Here is a 15322-nt window from a genome sequence, read left to right on the forward strand (position 1 = left end):
TTCCAGGTTACCGATCCGGAACGCCCCCGAGGGGCCGTGGGAGCACCGTCACACCCCCCGGGGCGGTTCAGCGCAGCGCGGCCACCCGCAGGGCGCGCAACCGGTTGAGCACGGCGGCCACCTCGTAGCGGCGGGGCAGGACGTAGTCGCCGCCGAAGTCACCGCCGAGCAGGGTGACCCCCTCTCGCTCCAGGGCCTCCTCCAGGGAGTCCAGCGCCTCGTGGAGGGTGCGCTCGCCGTCCAGGTGGCGTCCGGCCACCAGCTCGCGCAGGGCCAGCCCGGCTCCGGTGATCTGTCCGGGGTCGGCGAACTGCTCGATGGCGCGCACGTCGATGTCGCTCTCGCCGAAGACCAGCACGTCGGTGTCGCGGCGCTTGACCCTCCCCCTCCCCCGGGACGTGGTGTCGTCCACGGAGGCCGGGTCCACCACCCGGGCGCGGGGCGGGGAGAAGTCGGCGTCGGTGCGGGGGCGGGCCAGTGCGCGGGCGCGTTCGGTGACGTCGTGCGGGTGGTAGGCGTCGAGCATGACGACCTGGTCGGCGACGTCGAAGTAGTCGCCGCTGCCGCCCATGACCAGGACCGTGGAGACCCCGTGGTCGCGGTACAGCGGGCGGACCAGGTCGATGAAGGGCACCAGGGGTTCGCGGTCGCCGCGCACCAGGGCCTGCATGCGCTCGTCGCGGATCATCAGGTTGGTGGCGGTGGAGTCCTCGTCCACCAGCAGCGTGTGCGAGCCCGCCTCCACGGCCTCGCAGATGTTGGCGGCCTGCGAGGTGGATCCGGAGGCGTTGTCGGTACGGAAGTCGCCGGTGTCGGCGCCGGTGGGCAGGTTGCGCACGAAGGGGCTGACGTCCACGCGCTCGACCCGGCGGCCCTCCTCCGCGCGGATCTTGACCGCGTCGGCGCGGGTCACCACGAGTTCGCGGCCGTCGCCGGGCACGTGGTCGTAGACCCCGCGCTCCAGGGCGTGCAGCAGTGTGGACTTGCCGTGGAAGCCGCCGCCGACGATGAGGGTGATGCCCTCGGGGACGCCCATGCCGGTCACGGTGCCCCGGTGCGGCAGGTCCGCGCTCACCCGCAGGCTCTCGGGCGAGGTGAAGGGTACGGCCCCGCTGGTCATGGGCTCGTCGCTGACGCCGCTGCGGCGCGGCAGGACGGCCCCGTCGGCGACGAAGGCCACCAGGCCGCGTTCGGCCAGCTGGCCGCGCAGGGCGACCGTGTCGGCCACGGTGTCGGCGAAGGCGACCGCCTCGGCGGCGTCGATCTCCTCCCAGTCCAGGTCGTCGACCAGGTCGGGCAGGGTGCGGCACAGCTCCCGCTCCGCGGTGCGGCCGTCGATGCGGCGGCCGTGGCCGGGCAGGTCGATGCCGACGCGCAGGTCGATGCCGCCGTCGGTGAGCTGGCAGGAGGAGCGCTCGATGACCTCCTGGCCGCCGGTGTCGATCCTGAGCAGCGACCCGCGCAGCAGCCGGCGGGCGCGCCGCCCCAGGTAGTCGGCGGTGGCCCGGCGGCGCACCGGGTCGCCCCAGGCGCTCTTGGGGATGCCGGCGTCGGGAACCAGGACGCGCACCCGCGAGGGCGGGGCGAAGGGGTCGGACTGCACCCGCTGCACGGTCAGGGTGAAGTCGCCGAAGTCCCAGTCGCCCCTCAGGGACTTGTAGCGCCCGTAGGAGGCGCCGTCCATGCGCAGGAGCTCCTCGGACAGGCGCGCGTCGTCGCGTACGCCGCGGATGGGCTCGGCCTCGCGCCCGCCGCCGCGCCCGCCGCCGCGGCCGGCGCCGCCCCGGCCCCCGCCGCCGTGACGGCGCCCCTGGCCGCCCCCGTACCGTCCCGTCATCACTGTCCCCCCTGCCCGTGGCTTGTCCTGCTCCGGCCAGGGTAGGGCCTTGGCGGACCGGCCGCTGAGGGCCCTGTGGACAACCTCCCGGATCAGCCCATGAGGGGCCGCTCGGCGAGGGCCAGGTGGGTCTGCACCGGGAGCACCACGCCCTCGTCGTCGGTGTGGTCGGCGAGCAGGCGCCCGGTCTCGGCGACGAGGTCCGCCCGCGCCGCCTCGTCCACCTCCTGGATCCGTGCGGCCAGCGGGGAGCTGAGCGTCTCCTGGCGCACCAGCTCGCGCACGGACGGGTAGCGCGCGCTGGTCACGCTGATCCGGACCGTCACCGGGTCGAACCCGGCCCCGCGCAGCAGACCGCGCAGGTCGTCGGTGTCCAGTTCGGGGAAGGGCGCGCGCATCATGGCTCCGGCGTCGGGTCCGACGTGGCGGGCCAGGGCCTCGGCGAAGGCCCCGTAGGCGGGGTTGTAGCGCAGCGGGCGCAGCACGCTCAGCGCCAGCCGCCCGCCGGGGACCAGCACCCGGCGCATCTCGGCCAGGGCCGCTTCCCGGTCGGCGAGGAACTGCAGGGCCTGCTGGCAGAGCACGGTGTCGAACTCCCCGCCGGGCAGGTCGAGGGCGCAGGCGTCGCCCACCGTGAAGCGGATCGGCTCGGCGCGCTCGGGGGCCACGGCCCGGGCCACCGCGATCATGTCCGGGTTGATGTCGACCCCCGTCACGCGGGCGTCCGGGTTGAGCCGCTCGGCCGCGATACGGGCCAGGACACCGGTGCCGCAGGCCACGTCCAGGACCCGGGCGTCGGGCGCGGGGTCGGCCAGGCGGACCAGTTCGCGGCCCCAGGGCGCGAAGACGGCCGGGACCAGGAAGCGCTCGTAGGCCTGGGCGGTGGACCCGCCCAGCTGCCAGCCCCGCCACGCCGTGTCCCGCAGGGGAGGGTTGTGCACGCTCATCATCGGCCTCCTCGGTGTTCGATGACAGCACCGTAGGCGCGTTGGGTTCCCGGCGCATCGCCTGACCTGCCCATTTCCCCCCGCCGCCGCCCATGGTCCGTTCGGCCCACGCCGGGGTCAGACCAGGCGGCTCTGCACGGCGACGGCGGTGGCCGCCGCGCGGGAGGACACCCGGAGCTTGGCGAAGATGTTGTTCATGTGCCGGGCGACGGTGTGCTCGCTGATGTGCAGCTCCGCGGCGATGGACCGGTTGGTGCGGCCCGCCGCGACCAGCCGCAGCACCTGGGTCTCGCGGGCGGTCAGCCCGTGCGGGGGCCGCGCCGCGGTACCGGACGCGTCCGGGGTCTGCCCCCGGGCGCCCACCGCCGCGAAGTCGGCGCGTGCGCGCGCCCACTCGGCCCGGGCCCCGGCGGGGTCCCCGCCCTCGGCGAGGGCGGTGCCCACCAGCGCGCGTGCCTGTGCGGCCTCGAAGGGCAGCCCGGCGCGGCGGAACGCGCCGTGCGCCCTGCGGGCGGCGGCGAGGGCCGCACGCGGGCGGCCCTCGACCATGCGGAGCCTGGCCGCGGACAGGTCGGCGGCGGCCTCCTCCGGCACGGTGCGGGTCCGCTCCGCCAGCAGGGCGGCGACGGCCTTGAGCCCGGCCAGGTCGCCCCGGGCGTGCGCGACCTCGGCGGCGGCCGCCAGGCGGCGCGCCCGCCCCGCCGGGTCCATCCCGTCGACCGGGCCGGCGAGCATCTCGGCGGCGGTGTCGGCGTCGCCGGCGGCCAGCCGGACCAGCGCGAGGCCGGGCTGGGGGTCTCCGCCCAGCTCACCCGCCCGGGCGAAGGCCCGCTCGGCCTCGGCCGCGTCGCCCCGCCGGCGCAGGATCTCCCCGAGCAGGCCGTACCCCTCCGCGGCCGAGGCGGGCTGGTAGGAGAGGAGTTCGGCGCAGGCGCGGCGGCACTCGCCCTCGGCCCCGGCGAGGTCGCCGCGCAGGACCGCCAGCTCGACCCGCTTGATCCGGCACATGCCGTGGTAGGGCGCCTCCGGCTCCAGGGTCCGGCACCAGGTCAGGGCGGCCGAGGTCCACTCCTCGGCGCGCGCGAGGTCGGCGGCGGCGAAGCAGTCGGCCACCACCAGGCAGTGGATCCATCCGGTGAACAGCGGGCTGGTCTCCCCGGCCAGGACCGCGCACATCGCCTCGTCGAAGAGGCAGAGCCCCTCCTCCACCAGCCCCTCGGCGACGCGGACCCGTCCCCGGACCACCGTGCCCATCGCGCACAGGTCGGGGTCTCCGTGGCGCCCGCCCAGTTCCTCCATGCGCCGGGCCGCCTCCGTCGCGGCGGCCAGGTCGGAGCGGGCGTAGGCGAGTTCGGCGTCGGCGAAGGCCAGGTAGCCGTGGACGGCGCACTCGGCCACGCCCTCCAGGCGCCGCCTGGCGCAGCGCAGCCAGCCGGAGGCGACCGCCTGACGGCCGCCCATGAGGTGCGCGTCGAACAGGCGCCACGCGGTGAGCGCGGCCCCGGGGGCGTCGCGGGCGGCGTGCAGGGCGGCGTAGGCCCACTGGCGCACGGTGATGGAGTCGTCCAGGCGGCACAGCCACCAGTGGGTGTCGGCGAGGTCGTTGAGGGCGGCGCCGTCCAGCCCCGCCGGGTCCAGCCGCGCGAAGTACCGGTCAGCGTCGGACCAGCGGCGGTCGCGGACGGCCGTGCGCGCGGCGTCGAGGCTCTCCTGGTCACCACCCATGGGCACCTCCCGGCATGGGCCCATTCTCGCACGTGGAGGCGGTCCTGCCGAGGCCGTGACCGGGGCCGTGGAGGGCGCGGTCGGCACCCGGCGGGGGTCGGGACCGACCCCGGCAGCGTTACCGGGGCCGGTCGGCGACACCACGGGCACCGCTCCGGCATCAAGGGGGTGTACCGGGGAGCCTGTGGCGGGCACCTCCCCGGGAGGGGTGGGGAGGTGCCACGGGTTCAGTTCTACCGGAAGTCGGGTCCCCGTACGGGGAAAACCCGGATTCCCATCTTCCGGGATCCCTCCCGGCCCGGTCAGCCCCCCAGGGCCGCGGGCAGGGGCCCACCACCTTGCCGACATGGCCGGGGGAGGTCCGTCCGTCGAGCACCGGACCGGCCCCGGAGGCGGCGGGGCGCCGCCGGTTCGGGTGCTGGGCCTCCAGGCGCTCGCGGACGGCGGTGGTCTCCTCCCTGGCGGACCACCGCTCCGCGGTCGAGCTCCCCTCGGGTTCTCCAGGGGCCTAGAGGTGCAGGGTCCCCGTGGCCACGGAGACGGCGTGGCCGCCGATCAGCACGCGCTCGCCACGGTCCCGCACCAGCAGGTCTCCCCCGCGCGCGGAGGCCTGGTGGGCGGCCATCTCGGCCCGGCCCAGGCGCTCGGCCCAGAAGGGGGTGAGGACGGTGTGCGCGCGGCCGGTGACGGGGTCCTCGGGAACGCCGATGGCGGGGGCGAAGACGCGGGAGACGAAGTCGGGCCCCTTCTCGGCCCGCGCGGTGGCGATGACCAGGGTGTACGGAAGCCGGGCGAGCGCGGCGGCGTCGGGCGCCAGACCGCGTACGGCGGCCTCGTCGTCGAGTTCGACCAGCAGGTCCTCCCCGCCGCCCAGGCCGGCCCACCGGGGCCGGGCGCCGAGGACCTCGGCCAGCCCCTCGGGCGCCGGGACCGGCTTCGGGGGGCGGGCGGGAAAGTCCAGCCACAGCCGCTCGCCGTCACCGGTGACGGTGAGGATCCCGCTGCGGGTGCTGAAGCGGTAGGGGCCGGGGACGCCCCGTTCGGCCAGGGTGTGGGCGGTGGCCAGGGTGGCGTGCCCGCACAGGTCGACCTCGACGGTGGGCGTGAACCAGCGCAGCTCGTAGTCGGCCCCCTCCTCGTCGGTGGGGCGGGCGAAGGCGGTCTCGGCCAGGTTGAACTCGGCGGCCACCCCCTGCGCCCACGCGTCGGGGTAGGCCCCGTCCATGACCAGGACGGCGGCGGGGTTTCCGGCCAGGGGCCGGTCGGTGAAGGCGTCGACCACGCGGTACTCGGGCATGGGGTTCAGCCTAGGAGCCCGCCGTGCGCGGGCCCAAGGTCCATTCGGGGGCTCGGTGGACCCTTCCTACAGGGGCGGCTCGTCGAGGATGAACATGGTCTGGGTGCTCTTGACCTCGGGGAGGCGCTGGAGGCGCTCCAGGACGAAGGTGCGCAGGGCCGCGGCGTCGGCCACGCGCACCAGGAGCAGCAGGTCGACGTCGCCGGAGACGAGGGCGGCGTGGTCGACCTCGGGGATGTCGCGCAGGTAGCCGCGGAAACGCTCCCAGGAGTGCTGCTCGATGCGCACGGACACGTAGGCCGACAGGGCCGCGCCGTACTTCTCGGGGTCGATGACGGCGGTGAACCCCAGGATGACGCCCTCCTCGCGCAGCCGTTCCAGGCGCGAGTAGGCGTTGGCCCGGGAGATGTGCGCCTGTTCGGCGACCGCGCGGATGGACATGCGCCCGTCATCGCGGAGCAGGGAGATGATGCGGCGGTCGGTGTCGTCCAGCTGCACGGCCATGTGTCTTACCTCATACCGCTCACACGATGATCGGCGGAGAACATCAGGGGCACCGCACCGCGCTACTGGGCAGTTCGTCCAGCATCGGCCCGGGGATATCGACAATATGGGGTAATTCACTTCATATTCAAGACATGAAGCACACCGATGAGCGATCTCGTCAGGCTCCGCCACTCCCCTCGACGGAGCCCGTGCGCCTGGTGGACCGGCACGGCCGGCGCGTGGAACACCCGTTGTTCACCGCTCCCGATCCCGCCCGGCTCGCCGACCTCCACCGCGCCATGGTCATCGGACGCCGCTTCAACCGGCAGGCCAGCGCACTCGCCCGCCAAGGCCGCCTCGCCGTGTACCCGTCCTCGACGGGACAGGAGGCGGCCCAGGTCGGCGGTGTGCTGGCCCTGGCGGAACGGGACTGGCTCTTCCCCAGCTACCGCGACACCGTCGCCCTGGTCGCCCGCGGTGTCGACCCGGTCCAGGCCCTGACCCTCTTCCGCGGCGACTGGCACTCGGGCTACGACCCGCACCGCCACCGCTGCGCGCCGCAGTGCACCCCCCTGGCCACCAACGCCTCCCACGCGGTGGGCCTGACCTACGCCGCGCGCCGCAAGGGCCGCGACGTGGCCGCGCTCGCGCTCATGGGCGACGGCGCCACCAGCGAGGGCGACGCCCACGAGGCCTACAACTTCGCCGCCGTGTGGAACGCCCCCGTCGTCTTCCTGGTGCAGAACAACCACTGGGCGATCAGCGTGCCCCTGCACCGGCAGACCGCCGCGCCGACGCTGGCGCACAAGGCCGTCGGCTACGGCATGCGGGGCTACCACGTGGACGGCAACGACGCCGCCGCGGTCCACGCCGTGGTCTCGCGCGCCCTGGCCGAGGCCCGGGCCGGGAACGGCCCGGCCATCGTGGAGGCGGTCACCTACCGGGTGGACCCGCACACCGACTCCGACGCTCCGCAGCGCTACCGGGACGAGTCTGAGGTGGCCTACTGGGTCGAACGCGATCCGCTGCTGCGCACGGAGGCCCTGCTCAGGAGCGAGGGCCTGCTCGGCGGCGCCGAGGAGACCGACCGGGCCCTGGCCGCCTTCGACGCCGACGCGGAGAGGGTCGCCGCGCTCGTGCGCGAGCGCCTGGCCCGGCAGGGGCGCCCCGACCCCGACGCGCTGTTCACCGACGTCTACGCCACGGTCCCGCCCCTGCTGGAACAGCAGCGCCGGGAGCTGGCCGGCGAGCTGCGGGAGGCCTGACCGTGCCTCCCGCCGAGGTGTCGATGGGCGCCGCGCTCAACCGCGCCCTGCGCGACGCGCTCGCCGAGGACCCGGACGTGGTGGTCTACGGCGAGGACGTGGGGCCGCTCGGCGGCGTGTTCCGCGTGGCCGACGGACTCAGCGGCGAGTTCGGCGAGGAGCGGGTCTTCGACTCCCCGCTGGCGGAGTCGGGCATCCTGGGCACCGCGATCGGCATGGCCATGTACGGCCTTCGCCCGGTGGTGGAGATGCAGTTCGACGCGTTCGCCTACCCCGCCTTCGGACAGGTGGTCTCGCACCTGGCCAAGACGCGCAACCGGACCCGGGGCGCCGTGGCGCTGCCGGTGGTCGTGCGGGTGCCCTACGGCGGCGGGATCGGCGGCGTGGAGCACCACAGCGACTCCTCGGAGGCCTACTACACCCACACCCCGGGCCTGCGGGTGGTCACCCCCGGCACCCCGGCGGACGCCTACTCGATGCTGCGCGAGGCCATCGCCTGCGACGACCCGGTGGTGTTCCTGGAGCCCAAGCGGCGCTACTGGTCCGGGGAGGCCGTCGAACTGCCGGTGCGCACCGAGCCGATGGACCGGCCGGTGGTGCGCCGCCCGGGCACCGACGTGACCCTCGTCGCCTACGGTCCGATGGTGGAGACAGCCCTGGAGGCGGCCGAGACCGCGGCCGGGGAGGGGCGCTCCATCGAGGTCGTGGACCTGCGCCAGCTGGCGCCGCTGGACGACGCCGTCCTGGTGGAGTCGGTGCGCCGCACGGGCCGCGCCGTGGTGGTGCACGAGGCCTCGGTCTTCGGCGGGTACGGCGCCGAGATCGCCGCCCGCGTCACGGAGCGGTGCTTCCACTACCTGGAAGCGCCGGTGCTGCGAGTGGGCGGGCTGGACGTGCCCTATCCCCCGCCCAAGCTGGAGGGGTACCACCTGCCGGACGCCGGCCGCGTCCTGGCCGCGGTGGACCGGCTCCAGTGGGAGGCGGAGTGGGTGGAGGGGGCACGGTGAGCGCCGAGGTCCTCACCCTGCCCGACCTCGGTGAGGGCCTGACCGAGGCGGAGATCCTCACCTGGCTGGTCTCGGTGGGCGACCGGGTCGGCGTGGACCAGCCCGTGGCCGAGGTGGAGACGGCCAAGGCCTCCTTGGAGGTGCCCTGCCCCTACGCGGGCACGGTCGCCGAACTCCACGGCGCGGAGGGCGAGGTGATCGCGGTGGGAGCGCCGCTGGTCACCGTGTCCACCGGGGCCTCGGAAACCTCCGTACCGGTCCCCCGGGAGGAATCCGGACCCGCCGGCGGCGACGGCGCCGCCGGGACCGCGGGTTCGGGCGCCGTCCTGGTGGGATACGGCACGGGATCGGGCGCGTCGGCCCCCCGCCGGTACGCCCGCGGGGCGGACGGGCCGCGCCGGTCAACGGCGACCGGCGGCCCGTCCACCACCCCGGGCACCCGCGTGCGGGTGGTGTCGCCGCTGGTGCGGCGGCTGGCCCGGGAGCACGGGATCGACGTGGCCTCGGTGCGCGGCACCAGGGAGGGCGGCCTGGTGCCGCGCCGGGACGTGGAGGCGGCGGCGCGCGCGGCCTCCTCCGGACCCGCCGGGGAGGTCCCGGGAACGCACCGGCTGCCGCTGCGCGGGGCGCACCGCGCGATGGCCGAGCGGCTGGCCCGCTCGCGCCGAAAGATCCCCGAGGCCACCGTGTGGGTGGACGCGGACGCGACCGGGCTGCTGGAGCTGCGCCGGGAGCTGAACGAGGCCCGGCCGGACCGGCCGGTGAGCGTGCTGGCGCTGGTGGCGCGGTTCGCGCTAGCGGGCCTGGTCCGCTACCCGGAGCTGAACGCGCACTTCGACTCCGAGCGCGGCGAGGCGGTGCGCTTCGACGCCGTGCACCTGGGTTTCGCGGCGCAGACGCCGCGCGGCCTGGTGGTGCCGGTGGTGCGCGACGCGCACCGGTCGGCCACCCGCGAGCCGTCGGCGCGGCTGGCCGAGGCCACCGAGGCGGCGCGGTCGGCCGCGCTGGGCCCCGAGGCGCTGCGCGGCGGGACGTTCACGGTCAACAACTAGGGGTGTTCGGGGTGGACGGGTCCGCCGCGATCATCAACCACCCCGAGGCCGCGATCCTGGGCCTGGGCAGGATCCTGCGCCGCCCCTGGGTGGTGGGCGGGGACGTGGTGCCCCGTCCGGTGACGGAGCTGACCCTGGCCTTCGACCACCGCGTGTGCGACGGCGGCGCGGCGGGCGGGTTCCTGAAATTCGTGGCGGACTGCGTGGAGCGCCCCCAGCTGCTGCTCGGCGAGCTCTGAACGGCTCCGGAGGCACGGTGCCCCCGGGTCCGGGGGCGCCGCCGGGAGCGCGGGTGCCGGGCTAGCGGCCGTGCACCCGGGCGAGTACCGCTCCCAGGCGCGAGCCCCGGGCGTGGCGTCCGCCGCTGGACGCCAGGAGGCCCCTGCCGCCGCTGACGGCGCCGGCGTGCGCGCCGGACGGGCGGCGGACCCAGGACAGGTGGAGGACCGCGAGCAGGACCAGGGCCAGGGCGAGCAGGCCCGTGCCGCCCAGGACGCCCTCGGAGTCCATGAGCCGGAACCCGGAGAGGTCGTTGGCGGCCGTTCCCGCGGTCACCCCCTCCTCTTCCGGGGCGGGGGCGGACTTTTCGGGCTGCTGGCGCTGGTCGGCCCGCTCACCGTTCTCGGGAGCGGGGCTCCCCGCGGCCGTGCCCTCCTCGGTCGCCTCCTCCGGCGCCTCCCGGGGCAGGGCCTCCTGGGGGATCGGGGAGACGGCGTCCTCGCACGTGTTCCCGGGTTCCTGGAAGGGGTGCGGGGCGCCTTCCGTGCCGTTCCCGTCGCCCCACTCGGTGATGTAGTACTCGACCTCGAGGTGGCCGTTGCCGCCGCTGACGGTGTAGCTGTCCTCGTTCCAGGTCTGGCCGGTGAGCTCGGCGAAGGTCTTGCCGTCGATGTCGAGCAGGACGTCGCAGTCCTGGGACGGGGCGCCGGGGCCGCGGTCGCCGATGAAGAACTCGGCCTTCCGGCCCTCGTGGACGACGTAGCCCTCGGTGCCGAGCGGCCAGCTGGGGCTGGAGAACAGGCCCTTCTGCATGGGTTCGCCGCTGGCGGGCATTCCCGTGTCTCCGTTGATACCGGAACCGTCGTCCCAGAAGTAGGTCGCGGTGACTTCGCCGTATTGGATGGGAGTGTCGTTGCTCATGTAGTGGAAGCGGGTTGACGACAGGGCCGAGAAGACCGCGGGCATGACGGACGGCACACGCGGGGCACGCCGGTCGCGCCCCGCGTGAGGGCGTGTCATGACGGGGTTCTCCCGCATCGCCGACGGCGATGGCGGGCGGGAACGGGAGGTTCTCCGGGGCTGCGGCGCGTGGGTTCGCGCGGCCCTGTTCCCGGGAAAGGGGTCTCGGCTCCCTTGCGGCACGGGCCGGTCAAGGGCTCGGCACCGGTTCGCCGAAAGCCAATAACGAACCGATCACGAGGACACTAACTCACGTTTATGCAAAGCTCGCGAACCCGTAGAGTAAAATGACCGTGCGTGTTCTGGTCATTACGGTGGAAATCAGGGCGCGCGCAAGTCCGAAAACAGAAAAACCCCCGGTCGCCGGGGGTTTTCGGGCCCGCCCGAGGACGGCGGACGGGCCCGTGGGTGGCCCTTGTCATACCGGGGCCCGCCCGCGTGCGCCGGCGGCTCAGGTCACCTGGCCGCGCACCGAGAAGCGCTCCTGGCGCCACTCGCCGGTCTCCACGACCTCCAGCAGGGCCTGTGCGGCGTCCCACACGTCCACGTAGCTCAGGTACAGCGGCGTGAACCCGAACCGCATCACGTCGGGGGCGCGGAAGTCGCCGATCACCCCGCGCGCGATGAGCGCCTGCACGATCGGGTACCCGGCGCCCTCCTCGGGCTGCACGAGCGCGACCTGGCTGCCGCGCCGCCCGTGCTCGGCGGGGGTGATCGAGGAGACCCCCGCCTTGGCCGCGCGCTCCAGGAACAGGTCGGTCATCGCCAGGCTCTTGGCCCGCACCTGCTCCAGGTCGGCCCGCGCCCACACGTCCAGGCTCGCCTCCAGCGCCGCGTCGGCCACCAGCGGCTGCGAACCGCTGAGGAAGCGCGACACCCCGGGGGCGGGCTCGTAGTCGGCACCGAAGTCGAACGGGCGGGCGTGCCCGTGCCAGCCGCTCAGCGGCTGGTCCGCCGCGGCGTGGTGGCGGCGGGCGGCGTAGAGGAACGCGGGGGCGCCAGGACCGGCGTTGAGGTACTTGTAGGTGCAGCCCACCGCGAAGTCCGCGTCGCTGCCGGAGAGGTCCACCGGGACCGCGCCCGCGCTGTGGCACAGGTCCCAGACCACCAGGGCGCCGTGCTCGTGGGCCAGGCGGGTGATCCCGGGCATGTCGCGCAGGGTTCCGCTGCGGTAGTCCACGTGGCTGAGCAGCACGACCGCGACGTCGCCCCGCGCCAGTTCCTGGGCCAGGCCGGGCCCGTCGGGGTCCACCCGCCGCTGGGTGGCGCCCGCCAGCGCGGCGGCGCCCTCGGCGACGTACAGGTCGGTGGGGAAGTTGCCCGCCTCACCCAGCACCACGGACCGGTCGGACATGCGCAGCGCCGCGACCAGGAGCTTGAAGATGTTGGCCGAGACGCCGTCGCCGACCACCACCTCGTCGGGGGCGGCACCCACCAGCGGCGCCACCTTGGCGCCCAGCGTGCGCGGCTTGTCCCACCAGCCGGCGTCGTTCCAGCTGCGGATGAGGTCCCGGCCCCACTCCCGCTCGATCATGTCGGCGACCCGGCCGGGCGTGGAGCGCGGCAGCGCGCCCAGCGAGTTGCCGTCCAGGTAGATCACGCCCTCGGGGAGGAGGAACTCCTCGCGGAAGGCGGCGAGGGGGTCGGCCGCGTCCAGTGCGGCGCACTCCTCACGGGTGGTGGGGATCATCGGGCCCTGCTTCCTGCTGGTGGTGGGTGCGGGTCAGACGCTGCTGCGCAGCGACCAGAGTTCGGGGAAGACGTCCTGCTCGGCGTTGCGGGCCAGCCACGACAGGCCGTTGGAGCCGCCGCTGCCGGGCTTGCCCCCCATGGTGCGCTTGACCGCGACGAGGTGGCGGTGGCGCCACCGGGTGACCCGCTCGGCCACGTCGACCAGGGCCTCGGCCAGCAGGAACAGGTCGTTGCCGGGCCGGTCGTCGGCGTAGACCTCCGCCCAGGCCGCCTCCACCTCCGGGCTGGGCTCGTAGGGCAGGGTCCAGTCGCGTTCGACGCGGTCCGCGGGGACCGGCAGTCCGCGGCGGTGCAGCAGCCGCAGCGCCGCGTCGTAGAGGCCGGGCCGCTCCAGCAGGCCGGTGAGCCGGCCGGCGACGGCGCCCATGGCCTTGTGCGGGCGGATCATGGCGGCGGACTTGTTGCCCAGCAGGAACTCCAGTTCCCGGTAGCCGTAGGACTGGAAGCCCGAGGCCGCGCCGAAGGAGTCCCGGAAGCGGTTGAACTCGGTGGGCGTCATGTCGGCGAGCAGGCCCCAGGAGTCGTTGAGCACGTCCTGGGCGTGGTGCGCACGGCGCAGCCAGGCCAGGGCGCCGGGCACGTCGTCGGCCTCCAGCGCGTCGCGTGCGGCCTCCCAGCGCTCCCGCACCAGGGCGAAGAGCAGTTCCATGACCTGGGTGGCGATGATGAACGCGGACTCGGCGGGCTCGTCCGTACGCGGTCTCTGCAGGCTCAGGAGGGTGTCGATACCGGTGTAGTCGACGTAGGGGGTCGGGCGGTCGAAGGCCAGGTTCGGGGCGCCCTCCTCTGGTTCCGCCCGCCGCACCCGGGCCGCCTCCGCCTCGCCGGCCTCACCGGCGTACGGACACTGCTGGACGGTGGTGGAGAGCATGGGGACCCCTTCTCGGTCTGGTGTGGTCTGTGGTGCGGCGCCGCGGGGAGGAGCCGCCTTCCGCGCACGCCGCCGCAGGGTCACATCATCGGACACGGAGGCCCGGTGGAGGAAGGGAAGATGAGCACGCAAAACGGGCATTGGCTTAGCATTCGTAAGAGATGAGGCCCTTGGACTTTGGGAGCGTTAAGCATGGCCGCACGACTGGCGACCGCGTTGGACGGCGTCGACCAGCGCATCCTCACCGAACTCCAGCGGGACGGACGGCTCTCGTACAACGAGCTCTCGCGCCGGGTGAACCTGTCGGCACCCGCCGTCGCCGACCGCGTGCGCCGCCTCACCGACCGGGGGGTGATCACCGGCTACCACGCGCACGTGGACCCGACCGCCGCCGGACTCCCGGTCACCGCCCTGGTGCGCATGCAGTGCTTCGGCGCCCACTGCCTGCTGCGGGAGCCCTCCTCTCTGGAGATCCCCGAGATCCTCCAGGTGCACCGGGTGACCGGGGACGACTGCTGCGTGCTGCTCATCGCGGTCCGCTCCATGGAGCACTTCGAGGAGGTCATCGACACGCTCGCCCAGCACGGCCGCCCCTCCAGCACGATGGTCCTGTCCAGCCCGGTCCCCTGGCGGGCGGTGAGCGCCCCGGTGACGGAGCGGGGCTGACCCCCGCAGCCGCCCGCGCGGGGCCGGCGGCGAAGGGGGCGCGGGCGGGCGCGGGCTCTCCTAGAGTGGCTGGGATGAGCCTCCTCATCGACACCCCGCTCTGGCCCGGTCCGCGCGGCTGGCTGTTCGCCCACCTGGCCAGCGACTCCTCCTACGAGGAGCTGCACGCCTTCGCCCGCGCGCTGGGCGTGCGCGAGCGCGCCTTCGACCACGACCACTACGACGTCCCCGAGCACCTGCACGCCCGCGCCCTGGAACTGGGCGCCGAGCACGTGGGCAGCCGCGAGCTCGTCACCCGGCTGCGGGCCGCCGGGCTGCGCCGGCCCAAGGCCGCACGGGCCCGCGAGCGGGCCCGGGTTCCGGAAGCCGCGGAGTCCCGCGGGAGCCGCTGAGGCCCGGGCCCGCCGGGTCAGGGCGGGGGCAGCTCCTCGGGCGGCGGCGCCTCCAGCCGGTCGAGTTCGGCGAGCACGTTCACCCGGGCCCGCGGCTCCCAGTGCTTCCGGCCGAACGGCGTGTGGAACAGGTGCCGCGCCGAAAGCAGCGACCTGAGCACCCGGGCCCGTCCGGAGCGGAAGTCCGCGTCGGACACGTGGGGGTACTCGGCGCGGACCGCCGTGGCGTAGGCCAGGTACTCGTCGGCCGGGGCGGCCAGCACCGACAGGTCGGCGTCGCACACCACCGCCCCGTCGGCGTCCCAACGCGAGGGCCGGTGCGAGGCGGTCACCCCGACCAGGCGGGCCACCTCCCGGACCAGCGCCGGTTCGGCCCCGGTCAGGGGCAGCAGGCGCTCGGCCAGCCGCGCGCCCTCCTCCTCGTCCCGCCCCGCGACGCCCTCGTAGACGGCGTCGTGGAACCAGATCGCGTAGCGGACGCGGTCGGGGTCGCGCGCCTGGTCGCGCAGCAGGTCGGCCGCGCGCAGCGTGTGCTCCAGGTGGGCGAGCGTGTGGTAGCGCCGGTGCGGCTCGCTCCAGCGCCCCAGGAGTTCGGCGCCCACCGCCACCGCCTCGGGAGAGGTCCCGGCGAGATCGCGCCAGGCGGCCTCCAGCCGTGTCGCGATGCCCCGTTCCGGGGCGGGTCCCCGCTCCGGCGCGGTGTCCTGGCCTGGTCCGGCGTCGTGGTCCGGCGCGGGCGCCCGACCGGGTTCGTGGGAGCTCATGCCGCCAGTCTTCCCCACGCGGCCCGGCCGCGCACGGAAGGGGTCCTCCCCGCTCGGAGGATCCCGGCCCCAAACGGCAGCC

At 74.9% G+C, this 15322-nt stretch carries 13 protein-coding genes and 1 pseudogene; 5 read left to right on the top strand and 9 right to left on the bottom strand.

Annotation, left to right across the window (positions count from 1 at the left end; genetic code table 11):
- Positions 1 to 67: 67 nt before the first annotated feature.
- From FYW95_RS01180 to FYW95_RS01200, 5 genes are all read right to left on the bottom strand, one after another.
- Positions 68 to 1837 carry an ABC-ATPase domain-containing protein gene (locus tag FYW95_RS01180; RefSeq protein WP_160049877.1) on the bottom strand — a complete coding sequence of 590 codons (1770 nt, stop codon included), beginning with the start codon at positions 1835 to 1837 and terminating at the stop codon, positions 68 to 70.
- A 92-nt stretch (positions 1838 to 1929) separates the two neighbouring features.
- On the bottom strand, positions 1930 to 2784 hold the full coding sequence (locus tag FYW95_RS01185) for a class I SAM-dependent methyltransferase (protein WP_201294592.1): 855 nt from the start codon (positions 2782 to 2784) through the stop codon (positions 1930 to 1932).
- 117 nt (positions 2785 to 2901) lie between these two features.
- On the bottom strand, positions 2902 to 4509 hold the full coding sequence (locus FYW95_RS28685) for a LuxR C-terminal-related transcriptional regulator (RefSeq protein WP_160049878.1): 1608 nt from the start codon (positions 4507 to 4509) through the stop codon (positions 2902 to 2904).
- A gap of 508 nt (positions 4510 to 5017) precedes the next feature.
- Positions 5018 to 5806, bottom strand: a complete 789-nt coding sequence (locus FYW95_RS01195) for a PhzF family phenazine biosynthesis protein (protein WP_159940050.1) — start codon at positions 5804 to 5806, stop codon at positions 5018 to 5020.
- A gap of 66 nt (positions 5807 to 5872) precedes the next feature.
- Positions 5873 to 6310 (bottom strand): Lrp/AsnC family transcriptional regulator, encoded by a 438-nt coding sequence (locus FYW95_RS01200; protein WP_159940048.1) that lies wholly within the window; start codon positions 6308 to 6310, stop codon positions 5873 to 5875.
- A 134-nt stretch (positions 6311 to 6444) separates the two neighbouring features.
- Between FYW95_RS01200 and FYW95_RS01205 the strand changes: the two genes are divergently transcribed.
- The 3 genes and pseudogenes from FYW95_RS01205 (at position 6445) to FYW95_RS01215 (ending at position 9855) form a co-directional block, all read left to right on the top strand.
- Complete coding sequence (locus FYW95_RS01205; RefSeq protein ID WP_159940046.1) at positions 6445 to 7557, top strand: thiamine pyrophosphate-dependent enzyme; 1113 nt, start codon at positions 6445 to 6447, stop codon at positions 7555 to 7557.
- Between the two features lie 23 nt (positions 7558 to 7580).
- The gene (locus tag FYW95_RS01210) at positions 7581 to 8564 is read left to right on the top strand and encodes an alpha-ketoacid dehydrogenase subunit beta (protein WP_159940090.1); all 984 of its coding nucleotides are present in this window, start codon (positions 7581 to 7583) and stop codon (positions 8562 to 8564) included.
- Positions 8561 to 9855, top strand: a pseudogene (locus FYW95_RS01215) (dihydrolipoamide acetyltransferase family protein). Before FYW95_RS01210 ends, FYW95_RS01215 begins: the two are co-directional and overlap by 4 nt.
- A 61-nt stretch (positions 9856 to 9916) precedes the next feature.
- On the opposite strand, the gene FYW95_RS01220 reads toward FYW95_RS01215, so the two are convergent.
- The 3 genes from FYW95_RS01220 to FYW95_RS01230 form a co-directional block, all read right to left on the bottom strand.
- Complete coding sequence (locus FYW95_RS01220; protein ID WP_159940044.1) at positions 9917 to 10756, bottom strand: hypothetical protein; 840 nt, start codon at positions 10754 to 10756, stop codon at positions 9917 to 9919.
- A gap of 490 nt (positions 10757 to 11246) precedes the next feature.
- The gene (kynU, locus tag FYW95_RS01225) at positions 11247 to 12485 is read right to left on the bottom strand and encodes a kynureninase (RefSeq protein WP_159940042.1); all 1239 of its coding nucleotides are present in this window, start codon (positions 12483 to 12485) and stop codon (positions 11247 to 11249) included.
- A 33-nt stretch (positions 12486 to 12518) separates the two neighbouring features.
- Positions 12519 to 13418, bottom strand: a complete 900-nt coding sequence (locus FYW95_RS01230) for a tryptophan 2,3-dioxygenase (protein WP_159940040.1) — start codon at positions 13416 to 13418, stop codon at positions 12519 to 12521.
- Between the two features lie 192 nt (positions 13419 to 13610).
- On the opposite strand from FYW95_RS01230, the gene FYW95_RS01235 reads away from it, so the two are divergent.
- Together FYW95_RS01235 and FYW95_RS01240 are read left to right on the top strand one after the other, a co-directional pair.
- Entirely contained in the window at positions 13611 to 14084 is a 474-nt protein-coding gene (locus tag FYW95_RS01235) for an Lrp/AsnC family transcriptional regulator (RefSeq protein ID WP_159940038.1), read from the top strand.
- Between the two features lie 74 nt (positions 14085 to 14158).
- Positions 14159 to 14476 (top strand): DUF4031 domain-containing protein, encoded by a 318-nt coding sequence (locus tag FYW95_RS01240; RefSeq protein WP_159940036.1) that lies wholly within the window; start codon positions 14159 to 14161, stop codon positions 14474 to 14476.
- A gap of 17 nt (positions 14477 to 14493) precedes the next feature.
- Here the strand turns inward: FYW95_RS01240 and FYW95_RS01245 are convergent, their stop codons facing one another.
- Complete coding sequence (locus FYW95_RS01245) at positions 14494 to 15240, bottom strand: HD domain-containing protein (RefSeq protein ID WP_236567580.1); 747 nt, start codon at positions 15238 to 15240, stop codon at positions 14494 to 14496.
- Positions 15241 to 15322: the final 82 nt, after the last annotated feature.

Source organism: Nocardiopsis sp. FR4, from assembly GCF_009830945.1.
Taxonomy (GTDB): Bacteria; Actinomycetota; Actinomycetes; order Streptosporangiales; family Streptosporangiaceae; genus Nocardiopsis.

Excerpts from the sequence above, each read along its gene's own strand:
- FYW95_RS01210 (WP_159940090.1), top strand. The coding sequence starts at position 7,581 with ATGGGCGCCGCGCTCAACCGCGCCCTGCGCGACGCGCTCGCCGAGGAC.
- FYW95_RS01200 (WP_159940048.1), bottom strand. The coding sequence starts at position 6,310 with ATGGCCGTGCAGCTGGACGACACCGACCGCCGCATCATCTCCCTGCTC.
- FYW95_RS01245 (WP_236567580.1), bottom strand. The coding sequence starts at position 15,240 with ATGAGCTCCCACGAACCCGGTCGGGCGCCCGCGCCGGACCACGACGCC.
- FYW95_RS01180 (WP_160049877.1), bottom strand. The coding sequence starts at position 1,837 with ATGACGGGACGGTACGGGGGCGGCCAGGGGCGCCGTCACGGCGGCGGG.
- FYW95_RS01185 (WP_201294592.1), bottom strand. The coding sequence starts at position 2,784 with ATGAGCGTGCACAACCCTCCCCTGCGGGACACGGCGTGGCGGGGCTGG.
- FYW95_RS01205 (WP_159940046.1), top strand. The coding sequence starts at position 6,445 with ATGAAGCACACCGATGAGCGATCTCGTCAGGCTCCGCCACTCCCCTCG.
- FYW95_RS01230 (WP_159940040.1), bottom strand. The coding sequence starts at position 13,418 with ATGCTCTCCACCACCGTCCAGCAGTGTCCGTACGCCGGTGAGGCCGGC.
- FYW95_RS01240 (WP_159940036.1), top strand. The coding sequence starts at position 14,159 with ATGAGCCTCCTCATCGACACCCCGCTCTGGCCCGGTCCGCGCGGCTGG.
- kynU (WP_159940042.1), bottom strand. The coding sequence starts at position 12,485 with ATGATCCCCACCACCCGTGAGGAGTGCGCCGCACTGGACGCGGCCGAC.
- FYW95_RS01235 (WP_159940038.1), top strand. The coding sequence starts at position 13,611 with ATGGCCGCACGACTGGCGACCGCGTTGGACGGCGTCGACCAGCGCATC.
- FYW95_RS01195 (WP_159940050.1), bottom strand. The coding sequence starts at position 5,806 with ATGCCCGAGTACCGCGTGGTCGACGCCTTCACCGACCGGCCCCTGGCC.
- FYW95_RS28685 (WP_160049878.1), bottom strand. The coding sequence starts at position 4,509 with ATGGGTGGTGACCAGGAGAGCCTCGACGCCGCGCGCACGGCCGTCCGC.
- FYW95_RS01220 (WP_159940044.1), bottom strand. The coding sequence starts at position 10,756 with ATGAGCAACGACACTCCCATCCAATACGGCGAAGTCACCGCGACCTAC.